20 protein-coding genes and 4 pseudogenes are annotated in these 17021 nt (G+C 32.5%); 11 read left to right on the forward strand and 13 right to left on the reverse strand.

Annotation, left to right across the window (positions count from 1 at the left end):
* The 6 genes and pseudogenes from AC1RYN_RS10090 to AC1RYN_RS10115 all read right to left on the reverse strand — a co-directional run.
* Positions 1-222 (reverse strand): annotated as a pseudogene (locus AC1RYN_RS10090) (DUF11 domain-containing protein); the annotation flags it as partial.
* Positions 117-431 (reverse strand): hypothetical protein, encoded by a 315-nt coding sequence (locus AC1RYN_RS10095; RefSeq protein WP_481806911.1) that lies wholly within the window; start codon positions 429-431, stop codon positions 117-119. The gene AC1RYN_RS10095 and the pseudogene AC1RYN_RS10090, both read right to left, overlap by 106 nt.
* Complete coding sequence (locus AC1RYN_RS10100; RefSeq protein WP_481806878.1) at positions 391-816, reverse strand: choice-of-anchor L domain-containing protein; 426 nt, start codon at positions 814-816, stop codon at positions 391-393. Before AC1RYN_RS10100 ends, AC1RYN_RS10095 begins: the two co-directional genes overlap by 41 nt.
* Before the next feature lie 115 nt (positions 817-931).
* A complete protein-coding gene (locus tag AC1RYN_RS10105; protein ID WP_481806879.1) occupies positions 932-1339 on the reverse strand; it encodes a hypothetical protein in 408 nt (135 codons plus the stop codon).
* A gap of 347 nt (positions 1340-1686) precedes the next feature.
* Positions 1687-2329 (reverse strand): annotated as a pseudogene (locus AC1RYN_RS10110) (IS6 family transposase).
* Between the two features lie 546 nt (positions 2330-2875).
* Positions 2876-3082, reverse strand: a complete 207-nt coding sequence (locus AC1RYN_RS10115; RefSeq protein WP_481806880.1) for a DDE-type integrase/transposase/recombinase — start codon at positions 3080-3082, stop codon at positions 2876-2878.
* A gap of 521 nt (positions 3083-3603) precedes the next feature.
* Between AC1RYN_RS10115 and AC1RYN_RS10120 the strand changes: the two genes are divergently transcribed.
* Complete coding sequence (locus AC1RYN_RS10120; RefSeq protein ID WP_481806912.1) at positions 3604-3711, forward strand: hypothetical protein; 108 nt, start codon at positions 3604-3606, stop codon at positions 3709-3711.
* Positions 3712-4146: 435 nt separating this feature from the next.
* The gene (locus AC1RYN_RS10125; RefSeq protein ID WP_481806881.1) at positions 4147-4635 is read left to right on the forward strand and encodes a winged helix-turn-helix domain-containing protein; all 489 of its coding nucleotides are present in this window, start codon (positions 4147-4149) and stop codon (positions 4633-4635) included.
* A 453-nt stretch (positions 4636-5088) separates the two neighbouring features.
* On the opposite strand, the gene AC1RYN_RS10130 is transcribed toward AC1RYN_RS10125, so the two are convergent.
* The 6 genes and pseudogenes from AC1RYN_RS10130 to dnaK form a co-directional block, all read right to left on the reverse strand.
* A complete protein-coding gene (locus AC1RYN_RS10130; RefSeq protein WP_481806882.1) occupies positions 5089-5412 on the reverse strand; it encodes a helix-turn-helix domain-containing protein in 324 nt (107 codons plus the stop codon).
* Entirely contained in the window at positions 5399-5797 is a 399-nt protein-coding gene (locus AC1RYN_RS10135) for a hypothetical protein (RefSeq protein ID WP_481806883.1), read from the reverse strand. The genes AC1RYN_RS10130 and AC1RYN_RS10135 overlap by 14 nt, the downstream gene beginning before the upstream one ends.
* A gap of 5 nt (positions 5798-5802) precedes the next feature.
* Positions 5803-6780 carry a site-specific integrase gene (locus tag AC1RYN_RS10140; protein ID WP_481806884.1) on the reverse strand — a complete coding sequence of 326 codons (978 nt, stop codon included), beginning with the start codon at positions 6778-6780 and terminating at the stop codon, positions 5803-5805.
* Complete coding sequence (locus AC1RYN_RS10145; RefSeq protein WP_481806885.1) at positions 6740-7528, reverse strand: phage integrase SAM-like domain and Arm DNA-binding domain-containing protein; 789 nt, start codon at positions 7526-7528, stop codon at positions 6740-6742. The genes AC1RYN_RS10140 and AC1RYN_RS10145 overlap by 41 nt, the downstream gene beginning before the upstream one ends.
* Positions 7529-7555: 27 nt before the next feature.
* A complete protein-coding gene (locus AC1RYN_RS10150; RefSeq protein ID WP_481806886.1) occupies positions 7556-8077 on the reverse strand; it encodes a helix-turn-helix domain-containing protein in 522 nt (173 codons plus the stop codon).
* A 205-nt stretch (positions 8078-8282) separates the two neighbouring features.
* Positions 8283-10159: pseudogene (gene dnaK, locus AC1RYN_RS10155) on the reverse strand (molecular chaperone DnaK).
* 518 nt (positions 10160-10677) lie between these two features.
* Between dnaK and AC1RYN_RS10160 the strand changes: the two are divergent.
* From AC1RYN_RS10160 to AC1RYN_RS10200, 9 genes and pseudogenes are all read left to right on the forward strand, one after another.
* The gene (locus AC1RYN_RS10160) at positions 10678-11118 is read left to right on the forward strand and encodes a hypothetical protein (RefSeq protein WP_481806887.1); all 441 of its coding nucleotides are present in this window, start codon (positions 10678-10680) and stop codon (positions 11116-11118) included.
* 22 nt (positions 11119-11140) lie between these two features.
* Positions 11141-11275, forward strand: a complete 135-nt coding sequence (locus AC1RYN_RS10165) for a DUF5958 family protein (protein WP_481806888.1) — start codon at positions 11141-11143, stop codon at positions 11273-11275.
* Between the two features lie 47 nt (positions 11276-11322).
* Complete coding sequence (locus AC1RYN_RS10170; RefSeq protein WP_481806913.1) at positions 11323-11541, forward strand: DUF5958 family protein; 219 nt, start codon at positions 11323-11325, stop codon at positions 11539-11541.
* 187 nt (positions 11542-11728) lie between these two features.
* Positions 11729-12274 (forward strand): hypothetical protein, encoded by a 546-nt coding sequence (locus AC1RYN_RS10175; protein ID WP_481806889.1) that lies wholly within the window; start codon positions 11729-11731, stop codon positions 12272-12274.
* A 102-nt stretch (positions 12275-12376) separates the two neighbouring features.
* Positions 12377-13120: a hypothetical protein gene (locus AC1RYN_RS10180; protein WP_481806890.1), complete on the forward strand. Its 744-nt coding sequence runs from the start codon at positions 12377-12379 to the stop codon at positions 13118-13120.
* A 266-nt stretch (positions 13121-13386) separates the two neighbouring features.
* Positions 13387-13989 (forward strand): hypothetical protein, encoded by a 603-nt coding sequence (locus AC1RYN_RS10185; protein ID WP_481806891.1) that lies wholly within the window; start codon positions 13387-13389, stop codon positions 13987-13989.
* Positions 13990-14157: 168 nt separating this feature from the next.
* Positions 14158-14594, forward strand: a pseudogene (locus tag AC1RYN_RS10190) (acyl-CoA thioesterase).
* Between the two features lie 102 nt (positions 14595-14696).
* Entirely contained in the window at positions 14697-15146 is a 450-nt protein-coding gene (locus AC1RYN_RS10195) for a nuclear transport factor 2 family protein (RefSeq protein ID WP_129538092.1), read from the forward strand.
* A 191-nt stretch (positions 15147-15337) separates the two neighbouring features.
* Positions 15338-16180: a mechanosensitive ion channel family protein gene (locus AC1RYN_RS10200; protein ID WP_481806892.1), complete on the forward strand. Its 843-nt coding sequence runs from the start codon at positions 15338-15340 to the stop codon at positions 16178-16180.
* Between the two features lie 3 nt (positions 16181-16183).
* On the opposite strand, the gene AC1RYN_RS10205 is transcribed toward AC1RYN_RS10200, so the two are convergent.
* Entirely contained in the window at positions 16184-16876 is a 693-nt protein-coding gene (locus AC1RYN_RS10205; RefSeq protein WP_481806893.1) for a hypothetical protein, read from the reverse strand.
* Positions 16877-17021 lie beyond the last annotated feature (145 nt).

A 17021-nucleotide genomic window follows, 5' to 3' on the forward strand; every position in this document is an offset into this window, starting at 1 on the left:
TGTTATTTCAGGAGTAGGATCTGCAATATCTGGAGATGCTATAGAAGCACTATTTAAATAAGGACCAGTAGCATTTACCGTGGCAGTAATTTGCAAAGTTGGAGAAGAACCTATATTTAATAAACCAATATTCCAAACTCCTGACGAGGAATCGTATGTACCAACACTTGGTGTAGCTGACACAAAAGTATAACCCGCTGGCAACAAATCAGTAACCTTGGTATTTGGTGCATTACAGGACCAGTATTGCCTGCTGTGAGTGTAAAAACAACATTACTTCCCACGTTTGGACTTCGGTTATTTACAGTTTTAGAAATAGATAGATCAGCAGAAATTATACCCTCTATAATATCTAAAAAAACACCCGAATCATATCCCGAATCACCAGTGTCAGCAATTACGGATATTTTTAAAAGTATAAGTGCCGCCAGGAGTTAAACCGGTAATGGATTTCTTTATCGACTTTGTTATACCATTATGTTCTGTAAAAATCGGAAAAGGTCGTCTTGGTTGAGGCGCTACATTCGCAATGTATTTACCTCCAACAATAGTTGTAACATGACCATTATTAATATAAAAAGCAGATTGAGAACCATCATATCCAGGAGCAGGCGTTGGCGGCGAATCGAATCCAGGAACACCAGAGTTTATCTTATTTATTGCTGTGGCATTACCATTTGGCAATGTTGCGAAATTCTGAACTCCAGAAATACCTGGCCCTGAAACAAAAAAGCCAAAAGCATCATTATATTGAGTACCTACATAATTTGGATACTCTTGAACCAAATTGATAGCTAAAAAGTAGCCCTGAAACATTTGGTGCTAAAGTAATTGTAAAAGAATACGTCACTAAGTCGTATTTTGCATCAGGATCAACTGTAGATAAGTTGGGATCTGATAGAGTCGTAGGTCCAGCAGGGTTAAAACTTTTTTAAGGATCCGTATTTCTATTTGTTAATTCGAAAGGTGCATTTCCTGTACTAAAATACGCACCACTCGGTATCTCCAAACCTGCACCACTAACCCCATTCGAAAAGATAGCTACTTGATCTGCCCGCAATTTTGCTGTATTTGCTGCTCCAGACAATGTTCCTCCAACAATTACTATTCCAGGACCATTTAAAGCACTATTTATCTGCAAATTTGATGGATTTGTTGTAATGGTAGCTTGAGCATACATTGAAGCTGACACATTAAAAAGAAAAAATACTATTATAAAATAAGATAAGTAATTAAATTGTAGATTTTTCTTCAAGCTTATTAGTACTTCGTCAAATAGAAAATACAAAGTCAATAATAAAATTTTAATTACAGAATTAATGAGTGTAAAATTATTCATACTATAGAAATTTTAATTAAAAATAGACCATTAAATAATATATGAGATAATTTTATTTTATTAAAAAAAAAATTACAAAAAAAAAAAAAAATTATATCAAAAACTTACAAATTAAAAAATTAGCAATTAAAAAAAAAGCACAAAAAAAAAACAAACTTACAAAAAACAAACAATATATTATAAAATTAGAAAAAAAACAATATTTTATTTTAAACACACAAAAGAAGAAAGAAAGTTATTTTAAAAAATCTGACAAAAATAAACTTAATGGTTCTATCGTATTTATTTTATTAAAACATGATTAATTGTTAGCAGTATAAAATTATGCTACTAAAGAACAAAATGATTTAATCATAGTTATCCTCTGGATTACTGATTTTTTTTCTTAGCATGTGCACAACCTCAATTCTACTAAGAATTCTCTTTGCAGATTCAAAGTTTTTAAAGCTAAACTATTTTGTATCCTCCATTTTATAAATCGATGATCTTGTTCAACAATATTTTTGAGATATTTACATTGCCGGATTGCTATTTTGGAAAACGAACGTTTATTATAAACTCTAACAGCATTTATCTTTGCTCCATTTTTATCAATATTTATTATATCTTGTTTACAATTGTTAGCAATTGCCATTATTAAAAATAACAAAGAACTCATCCTCTGTCTTCGTCTAGTCAACAGGAAATCAAATGTATTGCCAGACTTATCAACAGCTCTATAGAGATAACACCACTCCCCTTTAACTTTTATATAAGTCCCGTCCATACTCCAGCTAGTGCACCCACTTCTTTCTTTCGTTTATTCATTTGCGCTTCAATAAATGGGCTAAATTTATATACCCAACGTTGAATTGTAGCATGCTCAACTTGAAATCCTCTAATTTTCATTATCTCTTCAACATCTCGGTAACTTAACGAAAACCTAAGTTTGAAATATACCGCCTCAAGAATAATAGATTTTGGATAACAATAACCTTTGATATTCATTATTTTTTTGAGTTTAAAAAAAAGGCAAAGCTAAAACTTAACTCCAGATGCGACAGAACCCAAAACCATTGTTTTATTATTTTACGATTTTCCATAACCTTATCATTAAAGTTGCAAAATAATTATTTTAATAATAAAAAGTCTACCGTATAAATACCTGTTTTTCAGTTTTTATTCGGCAAAAAAAAGATGCTAATACAGCATCTTTAATTACGTGGTTCTGTCGCATCTGTCAGAATCAAATACAAGAATTTAAGTAATTTAAAAGTTAGCCTGCTAATTTACAAAATGATTTAAACATAGTTATCCCTAGGCTAACCATCTGATTTTTTCTCAGCATATGCACAACTTTAATTCCACTCAAGGTTCGTTTGGTCGATTCAAAATTTTTAAAACCTAATCCGTTTTGTATGTGTCACTTGATGGAACGATGGTCCTGCTCGACAATATTGTTGAGATATTTACACTGTCGGATTTTAATCTTTGAGAAAGAACGTTTATTATATACTTAGATCGCTGCAGTATTAGAACCGCTTTTATCAATGTTTATTACTCTTGGTATGCAGAGTTGTTACTAATTGCTTTAATTAGAAAAGACTGAGCGCTCATTCTCTGTCTCATCCTGGTCAAAAGAAAGTCAACCGTATTGCCTAATTTATCAACTGCCCTATGTAAATAACACCAAATACCTTTTACTTTGATATAGGTCCCATCTAATCCCCAGCTCCCACCCACGCTACCTTTTCTCTTCTTCATCTATGATTCAAGCAAAGGTGCAAACTTCTAAAACCGAGGCTGAATCGTAGCATGATCCACAAGCACTCCTCTAATTTTCATTATTTCCTCCACATCACGGTAACTAAGTCTAAATCTTAATTTGAAATATACTCCCCTGAAGAATTACGTATTTTGGATAACAATGCCCTTTAGTATTCATCTTTTGATCGGTTTAAAATTCTAAAGATAAAAGTTATTCCCAGATGCGACAGAACCTGATATAAAGCTTTTAACATTCAAACTATTGTTGATTTTAATTTCCATATTATTATTTATTTAATGGTTTAGTAAAGCAAATATAGTATTAAATACAAAACACGACATAAATGTCGTGTTAATCCTATTAACAGTTTGATAGTTTTGAATTGTGGAAAGTAAAAAGTATGAATCAGAAATTATTCAGCTTGGTTTGATTATAAAAGAACTAAGACTAAAAGAAAAATTTACACAAGAACATTTATCAACTTTGTGTGAAGTTGATGTAAGGACTATTCAAAAGAATCGAAAAAGGAAAACAAAATATTACAATCAGTTTACTATTCTCATTAGCTGATGCACTAAATATAAAAATAGACGCATTATTATCTAAAGTAATTGATGAAGAATAAATAAGTTAATTGAAACATTGTAGCTTATTACGAACTATATACGGCACGACTGTGTATGGTGGTGCATTGAACATCTGTTTTTTGTACTGAAAAATAATCCCCTTAAAATGGAATTTATTCTATTGATTATTCTGGCACTTGCCATCTATAAGTACAGAAAGTTCTCTATTAAGTTCCTTGGTTTTAAAATCAAGGTCAAAAAATAGAAGCATCTGAAACTGGATACAAGTACCAGTTTCTTTTTAAACTACAATATTTCAAAGAACTTAAAAAACCTTTTTAATATAAGTTAATTAGGTTTGTAATATATATTAAGAATATGGAACTCCCCATATATTTTTCATTAGCAATAATAAATCAACCACATTCTAAACTAGAAACAACTCTTTATATAGAAAACTGAACTATTTCAAAAATCTCAAAAAGAAATTACTCATGGTCGAAAATAAATTTAATCTTTTATCCACTCCTCAAAAAAAATTTCCCAAAAATAATAATGCCATAAATATCGCTATTGTTGGGAAAGAAACTTTGAAAATCATTAACAATAATTACTTTGATGTTGTTATTTCAGACAGGATAAATACTTTGAATAGAAGATCAAATTATAAAAACAATGAAAATGATATAATAACAATAAACGATCTAGAAATTAACGGAAATACTAAAACAGTAAAGAGGGCTGAAAAATCAATAGTTTTAACAGCCAAAGAATATAAGTTACTCTATTTTCTTGCCAGAAATAAGGAAACTATTGTATCAAGATGGCAAATTTTGGACAATGTTTGGGATATTGATTGTTCAAAGAATATTAATAGTGTAGAAGTTTACATTAGTTTTTTAAGAAAAAAAATTGATGCCCCTTTTAAGGACAAACTCATTCATACTGCAAAATGGTTAGGCTACACTATCAAATCATATTGATCAAGACAATTATATCAATTAAAGCTTTATTTTAAAGCATTATTAGCATTAACACTCTTAACTACTTATAATACCTATAAACAACTAGTTACATTTGAAATATAAAGAATAAAAATTTTCAATTGATAATAAAATTATTTAATTTTGAGTTTAACGAAACGACTTATAACATTCATTTTAAACAAGTTAAACCATTACAAGATTTATGGCAAAATCGTAGCACACTAGGTTGAAAATACTTAAAAACGCAGAATATATGCCAAATCCGAGCCTAAAGTTCGAATCCTGCTCTACTTTGAAACAGTTGAAATCGTGTCAAAGAAATGAATATTGAAAGGATGTTGTATTTTTCTTTATGTAACTTATCACTTGTACTAAATCTTTTTTGATAATATAATGGAGTGACATAAGTATTCTTGCGCTCTATTATCCCTCTATTTTTTTCGATTATCATTATACTTCAATACTTCTGATTCGATTTCCTGTATTGTTTTCTTTTTTCCCTTTAGAGATCCACTCCAAAAGTTCTTCTTCAAAAAAGTACAGCTTTTTACCGTATTTATAGCACGGAATTTTTCTCTGCCTTACAAGAGCGTAAATTGTAGGCTTTGCTTTTCCTATGAGTCGGCTGGCTTGTTCAATACCAATAGGAATACTTTTATCTTTCGATTCATATACCTGTACATTTTGAATCATCAGTTTGATCTCGGCAATTTCTTTCACTAAATGTGCTACTGCTTTGGGCAGGTTCTCAAAAGAGATTTCATTTACATCCATACTTATCGTTTTTAATAGTTATGGTGCAAATGAAAAAAGTGTTTCTGCTGTGACCTTCTTCACAGCAGAAAATTATTGAAAAACACAATGCTTTATAAGTATTCGTGTTTACGATATCTGTAAAATCTTCCATAATCTTTATAAGCCCTTTCTGTTCATCATCTTTCAGATGGGTTTTAATGCTGTTCTGCTCAACATCTTTTAAAGCGTCAGCAAAAGTCAGTTTTAAAAATTGTGCGGCTCCGTCCTGTCTGCTGACTTTAAAACAATTCCCGATATTCCAGCCAAAATGATACAAATCGAGATTGGACAGATCTTTAACTTTTACCGGTTTAATCTTTTCAAAATTTATTCCTTCAGCATATATGACTATATTCCTGCCCAATTGCTTCAAATCATCATCCGACAAGTACAGCGCAAACTCCTGCTGTGCATAACGGATGGCAATATCAATTCTGGCTTGTTTTTATTTTTGATTGTATTTTGCTGCTGCTCCCTTAACTTCTGAATATCGACGGCTGCATTTCTATTTTCAGGCATTTCGGGCTTAATTAAAGCATCCTGCAGCTCCTCTTCTATTTTTTTAAGGTTTTCATTTGGAATGCGGCTTTCAGGCGATTCATTTTTTTTTGCCTTCAAAAAACGATTCACCAATCTCTCAGCCAAATCGTTTAGAAATAAACTTAGAATTGCAAACATTAAAACTCCAAATCCAGTGCTGATCCAAAAGAAAACGCCGGCCGTATATTCATCGGCACCTTTTTCAAGCAGCACCAGTCTTCCGATTACACCGACAAAGACGCATACTAAAAAAACAGACAGGTAAACTGTGATATATTCAAAGTATTTAATTTTCATTGTGCTTACTTCTTTAAAAAATTCCAATTGTATTGCCTGCGAAGCTCTGTTTTTCTTCTCATCTATTACTTTGGCGTAGATTTCAGTAGTTTTTACGTTGGTATGCCCCAGCATTTTGCTGACCGTATAAATGTCTGTCCCGCTCGACAGCTGCAATGTTGCAAATGTATGGCGGAAGCAGTGGAAGGTAATATTTTTTTTAATCCCTGCCGATTCAACCCATTTTTTCAGAGGGCGTGAAATCCACGACGGGTCCGGCAGATCCTCGAAAACAAGCTGTCCGGGAAGCCTAGGTTCCCCGCAGAGATCTAAAGCCTGCTGGGAAATAGGCATGTATTCGACACCCTTTGTCTTTTTCTGCGTAAAATGCAGCTTAGCCCTGCCGTCTTCCTGACTTATCTCTTTCCAGCGGAGCTTCTGAATGTCGGAATGCCTCAGACCTGTAAGCGCTGAGAAAAGCGCGGCTCTTTTAAGAACGTCTTTTTCCGCAGGGCGTTTCGGCCAATGCATTTAATTCTTCAATAGTCAGATATTCGCGTCTTGATTCCTGCTCCGGGATGCCCTTAATTTTTGCAGATAAATCAACGCTTAAATATCCGTCGATAAAGGCCTGTTTCAAAGCTGCTTTAAATATGGAGAAATAGGTTGCCGCAGTGTTGCAGGAAATAGTTCCCTTCTTACCTCCCCCGCGCGGAGCTGATAATAAAAACAGTTTAAAATCTTCCGCCATTCTGCTGTCAATCTGTGAAAATACAAGGCTGCCTTTGGAATAACTTTTTAAAAATTCTCTGGTCCGCTGCCAGATGATCTGAATGGATTTTGAACTTCGGGCGTGTCTTTTAGCCGCCACAGCGGCAATGTATTTAATAAAATCCTCTTTTCCTTTTTCTTTCTGTTCAGCCAAAAGGTTCTCAGCATCACTGTATAGATCTCTATTATCGTATTCTTTCTGCCGGATTTTACGCACTGCGTCAGCATAAAGCATTATTTCACGGTCCCTCTCGCTTCTGCACATTATAATTCCGTTATCGCTGCGTCTGGGTTTATAGGATTTTATGCCCTCTGCATCTGTGCGGGGAGTCCTTTTCTTGTCCCACTCCACTGTTGTTATGGATCTGTTTAAATATTCACGGATTCTCTGGGGCGTTTTCTTTCCACAAACCTCAACAGGATAGCTTTCTATGTAAACATACCATTCTTTTCGGTCTTCTGCTTTTCGAAGACGCACAGTCACCTTGGTTTTTGCTAATTGTTTCATATAAAATCATTTCCGTTATACAAGTTATCAATTTCGCTTTTTGGAGCATATACATGCTTTCCGATTTGCCCGTTGGGATTGAATATTTCCTGATATGATTGTAGACAGAACCTTCGATATTTGAAATCTCTGAGCTATTTCACCGATGGAATAGCAGTCCTCTTTTTCAAGACTGTATAATTTTTTCTTCGGTGCGCTTTCAGCCTGTGGGAGGCTGCGGGCAGGGCCGAACATCTCTTCTATAACTCTGCGGTCTATTCTTATAAGGCGAGTCCCCAGATTAACTGAAGGAATTTTTCCCTGACCGACAAGCCGGTAAAGGGACTTATTGGGAATGCCAAAAAGCATGCCAGCTTCCGCAACAGAAATAAATACCCTGTTCTGGGGTATTTTATCCGTAAGCGCTTTGATCTTCGCTTCCTTTCTAAGCCGTATCATCTTCTGTTTGTATGCTTTTTTACTGCATACATGCGAGCAGTAAACAGAAGTCACGGTTTTAGGCAGGAATTCTTTCCCACAATTAAGACATTGTTTATCAGATCTTTTCATAGTCTTTGTCTCCCTTTAAGGTACCATAAGGGTAGATAAGTCCCACTTTGTCTCCTTTTAAGTGCCGGTACAAATATGGTACAAATATATGGCAAAAAACGATTAAAAAACAGCAGAAACGAAAAATAATAAAAAAAGAAAAACCGCTGTAAACATTTCGTCTACAGCGGCTTAACACTTACTATTAACTGATGTTAATCAGTAATTATTTGACTTCTTCGAATTCAACGTCTTCAACATTGTCTCCTTGAGCTTGCTCTTGTTGTGGAGCTGCTTGTTGACCTTGTTCACCTTGAGCGTACATTGCTTCTGTAGCTGTTTTCCAAGCTGCATTAATGTTGTCAAGAGCAGTTTGAATAGCTGGAATGTCTTGAGATTGGTGAGCCATTCTCAATTCAGTTAAAGCGTACTCAACAGCAACTTTATGATCGTCAGCTAATTTACTTCCTAACTCTTTTAATTGAGTTTCAGTTTGGAAGATCATGCTGTCAGCTTCGTTTAATTTCTCAGCTCTTTCTTTTGCTATTTTATCAGCATCAGCATTAGCTTCTGCATCTTTTTTCATTTTTTCGATTTCTTCAGCTGTTAATCCAGAAGAAGCTTCGATACGGATATCGTGAGATTTTCCTGTTCCTTTATCAGTTGCAGAAACTTTGATGATACCATTTGCATCAATATCAAAAGTAACCTCGATTTGAGGAACTCCTCTTGGTGCTGGTGGAATACCATCTAAGTGGAAACGACCGATAGTTTTGTTATCAGCAGCCATCGCTCTTTCTCCTTGCAATACGTGAATTTCAACAGATGGTTGAGAATCAGCAGCAGTTGAGAAAACTTGTGATTTTTTAGTTGGAATTGTAGTATTAGACTCAATTAATTTAGTCAATACACCACCCATAGTTTCGATACCTAAAGATAAAGGTGTAACGTCAAGTAACAATACATCTTTTACATCTCCAGATAAAACTCCACCTTGAATAGCTGCTCCAATTGCAACAACCTCATCAGGATTAACTCCTTTAGATGCTTTTTTACCGAAGAATTTTTCAACTTCCTCAGCAATTCTTCGCATACGGGTTGAACCTCCAACAAGAATAACTTCGTCAATATCAGATGTAGTTAAACCAGCATCTTTTAATGCTTTAGCAACAGGCTCCATAGAACGTTTTACTAAAGAATCAGTTAATTTCTCGAATTGAGCTCTAGACAATTTTTTCACTAAGTGTTTTGGTCCAGAAGCCGTAGCTGTAACGTATGGTAAGTTGATTTCAGTTTCTGAAGAAGAAGACAATTCAATTTTTGCTTTCTCAGCAGCTTCTTTCAAACGTTGTAATGACATTGGGTCAAGACGTAAGTCGATACCTTCTTCAGCTTTGAATTCGTCAGCTAACCAGTCAATAATTTCGTGGTCAAAGTCATCTCCACCTAAGTGAGTATCACCGTTTGTAGACAATACTTCGAAAACTCCATCTCCTAATTCAAGAACAGAAATATCAAATGTACCTCCACCTAAATCGTAAACAGCAATTTTTTGATCAGTTCCTTTTTGTCTAATCCGTAAGCAAGTGCAGCTGCAGTTGGCTCATTGATTATACGCATAACTTTAAGACCTGCAATCTCTCCAGCTTCTTTTGTAGCTTAACATTGCGCATCATTAAAGTAAGCAGGTAATAACTGCTTCAGTTACAGTTTGACCTAAATAGTCTTCAGCAGTTTTTTTCATTTTTTGAAGAGTCATTGCAGACAATTCTTGAGCAGTATATAAACGACCATCAATATCCACACGTGGAGTATTGTTGTCACCTTTTACTACTTTGTAAGATACTCTTTTGCTTCATTTGTAGTTTCAGCAAAAGTGTGTCCCATAAAACGTTTAATAGAAGCAATCGTTTTTGTAGGATTCGTTACAGCTTGTCTTTTTGCAGGATCTCCTTCTTTAATTTCTCCACCTTCAACAAAAGCGATGATAGATGGTGTAGTTCTTTTTCCTTCTGCGTTAGGAATAACAACTGCTTCGTTACCTTCCATTACAGAAACACAAGAGTTCGTAGTCCCTAAATCAATTCCGATTATTTTACCCATTTTTTTATATATTTAATTTTGATGTATACTTATTTTAACAACTCATGGTGCATAAGTCAATCTTTGTGCCAATACAAAAAAACTATATAAATTGTCAGTTTTATGGGCTGGCACACTAAATACAATATGACAATATGACATTTTTACACCCTGACATCTGCGTCATAACTCAATCTATGATGTCATTATAAGGAGCTATACTTCCATTCCTATAACTTTCGTGACAGTGTTAGGTATTTTCTCTAATTCATATATTTTAATTAATTAAGACAAAGAGTTTAAATTTGTAATTAACTACCTTTAGCAAGAAAATAATAAATGGTAAAGCTTAACTATAAAAATTATCAAATTGAAATCTTTAACGATAGTAATTACACGATAAACTCAATTGATAATTTAAAAGTTTACGATACTGTTTTTCCTCAAGGAAAGAAAGATAAAGAATACAGGTTTTATTCTACAAGTAAATGTGGAATTATTGTTAAGAAATCTGATACCCAAATAGCAAGTGTTATTATTTGCAAAGTGGTCGCAACTGCAATAACCAAAAAATCATTTATAATCGAAGATGCAGGATCTGGATTTGCGTTTGTAACAAAGTCTATTGTTTCGAAATACCAAATCTGGATTTAGTATGGCGAAAAGAAATAGATTTCATAACTAATTTCTCAATACATAAAATTCAAGATGATTTTATTATCCATGGAGAACTCGATATTAAAAGAATAACCAAAGATGGAGAAATAGTATGGAGTTTCGGAGGGAGAAATATTTGGGTAAACCAAGAAGGTAAAACCGAATTTAACATAGAAAATGACACCATTCATCTATTTGATTTTGAATCAAATGAATATATTTTGGATTTTAACGGAGAAACCATCTTAAACAATCCAAAACCAAGCTCCGAAAAAAATTGGATGGATATCCTTAAAATTGCCCAAGAAATCAAGAAAAAATAAATCTATACTATAAAAGATAAATTTGTTAACTGAAGAAGACATAATGATTAATAAGTTTGCTCAAGAAAAAATTAATCTTGAGCAAATTTTGGATTGGTTTGGTTATTTTGAAACTCAAATTCAAAGAAAAATTATTAGATGGGCAGGTAGTGCTTAGTACAATCTCATCCCAACGAAGAAACATTCAATAAAGCAATTCAATTAATACCTTTAAAACCAACGGCAACTGCTATTGTACTTTTAAAAACTTATAAAAACCTAAAAGTTGCTTTGGATAAGATTGAATCACTTCCAGATTATGAAATAAAAAAAACTTTTATTTCATTAATTTCGATATTTAAAATCTCGGACACTGAAAGAAGAAATACATATTGTCAAGGTAATTGCTATCATGACTGGCATAATTTAGAAAACTATAATTAAAATTATTTCAAAGAGCAACAGAAACGGACATGACCAATGAAAAATACTGCCTATCTATTACTACTATCATTACTACTCTATTCTTGTAATCAAGCTGTAAAGAAAACTGACAATTCAGGAAAGAACATTGATTCTATTCAAATAGAAAAAAACAAAACAGATTCTATAAAAAAACATCAAACTTTTAATGACTCAATTGATAGATTTAAAAGCATTTGTACCAAAAGGGTATAGCGTGATAAGCATTGAGTCTGGAGATCTTAATCTTGATGAATACACTGATGCCATTTTAGTTTTACGAAAAACCAGTGAAGAATCAACATCTAACTACGCCGAAAACAAACCCGACAAAAGACCTATGCTCCTTTTAATAGGACAAAAAGAGGGCACTTATAAACTGGCTTATAAAAACAACAATGCGGTGTATTGTATTGATTGTAGAGGTTTATTTGGAGATCCTTTTACTGGAATAACAATAAAAAAGGGTTATTTTTCTATAGAACATGGCGTATCAGGAGGACATCATTGGGAACATGTCACTACATTTAAATATAATAAATCCAAAAACAATTGGTTTCTCTACAAAGATCATTACATAAATTATAAATTTAATGATAGTGCCGACGAAAATGCTGAAGCTTTAGTTGTTGATTATGAGAAACTAAAAACAGTAAAAGACTTTGGGGAAATTTCGTTCGAAAAATTCAATATCTATAATGGCAAAGAATATTAAAAATAGTATTAAATTCGATTTGTTAAAATCAAGTTTTATATTTAATTATTATCCAATGAAACAAACCCTACTTGTATTATTAAGTTCAATTCTTTTAATTTCTTGCTCCGACAAACAAAAAAACAAACTGAAGAAGAAAAGGAAACCACAACTTCAACTACAGAAAACAAAACTACTAGTGGTAAAACTGCCATTTTTAAATGGGATACTGAATTATGCTCAAATACAGGCGAATTCGATCCTGAAAAATATACTGAAGAAGAACTAAAAAACACATCTAATTTATGGGGTATGCGTTCAAGTGCTTATTTAAACACGAGTACTAACCCAACTTCTGATGCTGATGCTGAGAAATTAACTCGTGAATTAACTGCGGAATACAACGAAAGAAAAGCTTTTTACAATAATAAGATTATCTCAAGTCCGTATTGGGAAAAAGTAAAAGCAGACAAAATACATGAGTTAGAAGACATATATGAACTAAAAAAGATAGCTATCGAAGCCTATTCCAATCCTTCAGTTTTACTAAACAACCGATTCTCTAAAAACTGTACCGAATATGCAAAAGCATTAATTTCGAATGATACTATCTTACTGTTGAAAACCTGGAATAATCTGGCCGAAAAACAAAAAAAGAATAATGGTAGCCCTGAAAAATTCATGCAACGTCATTTAGAAAAATACAATTCTAAAGATAGAATATCATATGCCAAACAAGAAATAATGACATATGGCTGGTGGAATTGTGCTAATGCAGCAGTTTTTAATGTATATGATGATGGTTCTGCGGAAAAAGAATTCAATAAACTTTTTACAAACGTAACATTTGAGTGTGACGAACCATAAATAAACACATACTATAATACGCTTAACATAATTCACAAATAGCACTTAAATACCGTACTATTTGTGAATTATCTTTTTTAAAAACTTTGTGAACTTTACAGTTGGTTTTAGTTTTATGTTTCAAATTCTGAATTAAAAAGAAACCTTATGTCCCTTTCGAGCCTTACAGTTCAATATAAACCCCAAAAGAAACACAGCAATTAATATTATTTTTTTTCAGTATCTTGTAAACTAAGTTCCTATTCTATCAAAAAAACTACATCAAAATGACTAAAATAATAACACTCCTTTTGGTTTTTATCACCTCTTCTTTAATTGCTCAAAAAAACAAGCAAACGGACGAATTTATTGTTCAAATTAAAAAAGTAAAAGGAGATTTAAACAAAGACAATTTAGCCGATTTGGTTGTAGTAACTCAAGATACTATAAACGAAAAAGCACCTTATAAACTAAGCGTATTCTTTGCGCAACCCAACGGCACTTTCAAAGAAATTGTCTCAACAACAAAGGCAATAGATGCTCAATATCCAGAAGGAAAAAATGGCTATTACAACGGACAATCTTTTTATGATATCTCAATTGAGAAGGGGATTTTAATTATTAGTAATGAACTCACAAGAGGAAATTTCGAACATAAATTTCGTTACCATAATAATAATTTCGAATTAATAGGTTTTTCAGAAACATATTCTGATGGTCAGGGAACAATAGGAATGGTTGATTTTAATTTATCAACCGGAATACGAGTAAGCACAACTGAACGTTATGATGATAGCGATGAAAAGCCAACCAAAACCCAAAAGAAAATCCTTATACGCCCATTGCCTAAATTACAGAATTTCGCACCATTTACAACTGAATTTTACTAAAAAATAATATCACTAAATCAATTTATGTTAGTTATATTATATTGACTAACACATCAATTACTTTTCGTTTTTTATTCGTATTTTCGATTCTCAAAAAAATGTATTTCCTCTAAATAATCAATTGATTATAACAGAATGCATCTAAAATAACAATAAAATAGAATTAAAATGGTTTCATTTAGTAAAGAATTGTCTTTCCGTTGGTCTGATCTAGACCCTAACTTTCACTTACGACATAGCGCTTATTATGATTTTGGTGCCCAACATCGTATCGAAATTTTAGAACAACTAGGTTTGACTTTAAGAGTAATGCAAGAACAGCACTTTGGCCCTGTGCTCTTTAGAGAAGAATGTGTTTTTAGAAAAGAAATAAAACTTTCTGATAAAATATTCATTCATACCAAAACATCAAAGATGAAATCTGACGGATCACGCTGGTCAATCATACATGAATTTATCAATGAAGAAGGCAAACTTTGTGCAACCATTACTGTCGATGGTGCATGGATGGATACAAAACTAGAAAACTAGCTTCACCTACTCCAGCAATTGCAATAGAAGCGTTGAGTATTTTTCCAAAAAGTGAAGACTTTGTAGGGCTATAAACCCTCGTAATACCTCATCAATATGCATAGGTAAGTCCATATTTTGTGTGGAATTATTATAAGGTTCTTTGTAAAATAGTAACAATTTAAAAAAACATAATTATGAAAAAAGTAATAGTCGTTCTAATAACAATTGTATCATTAATATCATGTAACAACCAAAACCCACAAAATATGGATTCTAAAAACACCGAATTAGTCAAACAGTATTTTACGCATTTCAACAATCACGATTGGAAAAAAATGTCCGAAATGTATATCCCAACCGCCGAGTTTAAAGATCCTTCCTTAGGACCTGGAATTGTAAAACAAACGCGTGCCGAAATAGAAAAAAAATACAGCGAGTTGAACCAAATCTTCCCCGATTTAAAAGATAAAGTAATTCAAATATATCCATCAGGAGAAAATCACGTAATTGTAGAATTCGTTTCTAGCGGAACTGCCGAAGATGATTCTACTTTCGAATTACCTATTTGTACCATCTTTACAATCGAAAACGGATTGATCACAAAAGATTTTACCTATTACGACAATTTTGAAGAACAAGAATAAAACTATTTTGAAGTATTGCATCAGAAAAAGCAATTTTTCAGCTTTGCTTTTAAATTTTCTCGCAAAATCGCAGTTTTTGTTAAGAATCAGTATTCTTTGCGTCTCCGCATCTTTGCGAGAATAAACAATAACGTAACCATACAAACCATTAATAAATAACTTAATTTCAAAAATCAATAGTACACTCAAAAATGATAAACCTTTTAAAAGACTTTAGATTAATTGTTGCTATTATAATAATACTAATTATAACGATCGTATTAGCCACTATTGTCGACAAGCTTTTTATGCGTTTTATTCGCCGCAGATTAGGTATTAATGATTTTGATAGTACAGGATATAAATTCTTAAAACATTTAGTAATTACCATAATCTATATCTTAGGAATTGCTTTTGCTTTAATTCAGATTCCAGAATTTAAAGTTATCGGACATTCATTACTTGCTGGTGCAGGAGTAATTTCAGTCATTGCTGGTCTTGCTTCTCAACAAGCACTAAGTAACATTATGAGCGGGATTTTCTTGGTGATTTTTAAACCTTTTAGAATAAACGATAAAATCACAATTAATAATTTTAGTGGCGTCGTCGAAGATATTAATTTAAGGCAAGTTGTTTTAAAAGACATGGAGAATAACCGCATTATTATTCCAAATTCAGTTATAAGCAATCAGATTATTCTAAACACAAATATGAATGATTCTAAATGTTGCAAAATAATCGAAATTGGGATTGGTTATGATTCAGATATCGATAAAGCATTAGAAATAATGAAAGAAGAAGTTGCCAAGCATCCCTTATTTATTGATACTCGAACTGCTGCAAACAAAAAAAGCAATACACCACTTGTTATAGCAAGAGTAGTAGCACTTAAAGACTCTAGTGTGAATTTAAAGGTTTGGGCTTGGGCCAAAGATGCAACCGATGGTTTTATTATGTATTGTGATTTATTACACAGTATCAAAAATAGATTTGATATTGAAAGAATAGAAATTCCATTTCCACAACAAGTCATTACACTAAAAAAGGAAGAGTAAATACTACTGAAACTTTAATCCAAAATTTACCTTATCAAAAGTTGTACTACAAGAAACAGCAAATCTCGCAATAGTATAAGTGCCAAAAATTCCCTCGACTCCATGTCCAGAATAAAATCCTCCAAGAGAGAAATTGTTTAACTGATATTTTAACGCAATATCGTTAACCCTGCTGCTCAATTGTCCAAAAACAATTATTCTAGGCAAAACTTCATAACTAGCAAATATTTTAGGAGCTAATTTATTATAGTAATCAAAACTTTCATCTGTATTGTAAGCATCAGCTACAGAATGCAAATTTTGTAAACTTCCTCCAATAAAATTATTATCACGTAGATGCCAAGAAACGCTTAATCCTGTATACGTTCCATAATAACCACTGAGCGATTCTAAATAACCAACAGAAATTGTTGCTCTGAAATTTTCACAAATTTTACCAATATAACCTATATAAGTTCGGTCGATTTCAGATTTATTGACTCCTGCTCCAAGAATAATATCATCAGCAGCTATTTTAAAAGCATACTGAAAATAAGTTGCGTATTGATTCTCATTCCCAGCAACAACACTCCTCCCCTTATCAAGATCGATATTTGGAGATATTAATGTAGAGTTTATAACAGCAAAATCAAATGTATTCACTTCTTGAGCAAATGTAGAGACTGTAAATAGAAGTAATAGTAATGTGTTTTTCATAATACTAGTTTTGACTTACAACATTCTATAGTAAATTTAAGTCCATTTTTCTTATTAATAAAAAAAATACTTACTAAATACCTCATTACCAGTTAAACTACATTGTTTTTATAATTTTACTCTCCTTAAAAAGGGTTCTAAAACA

This window comes from Flavobacterium sp. TC780, assembly GCF_056783245.1.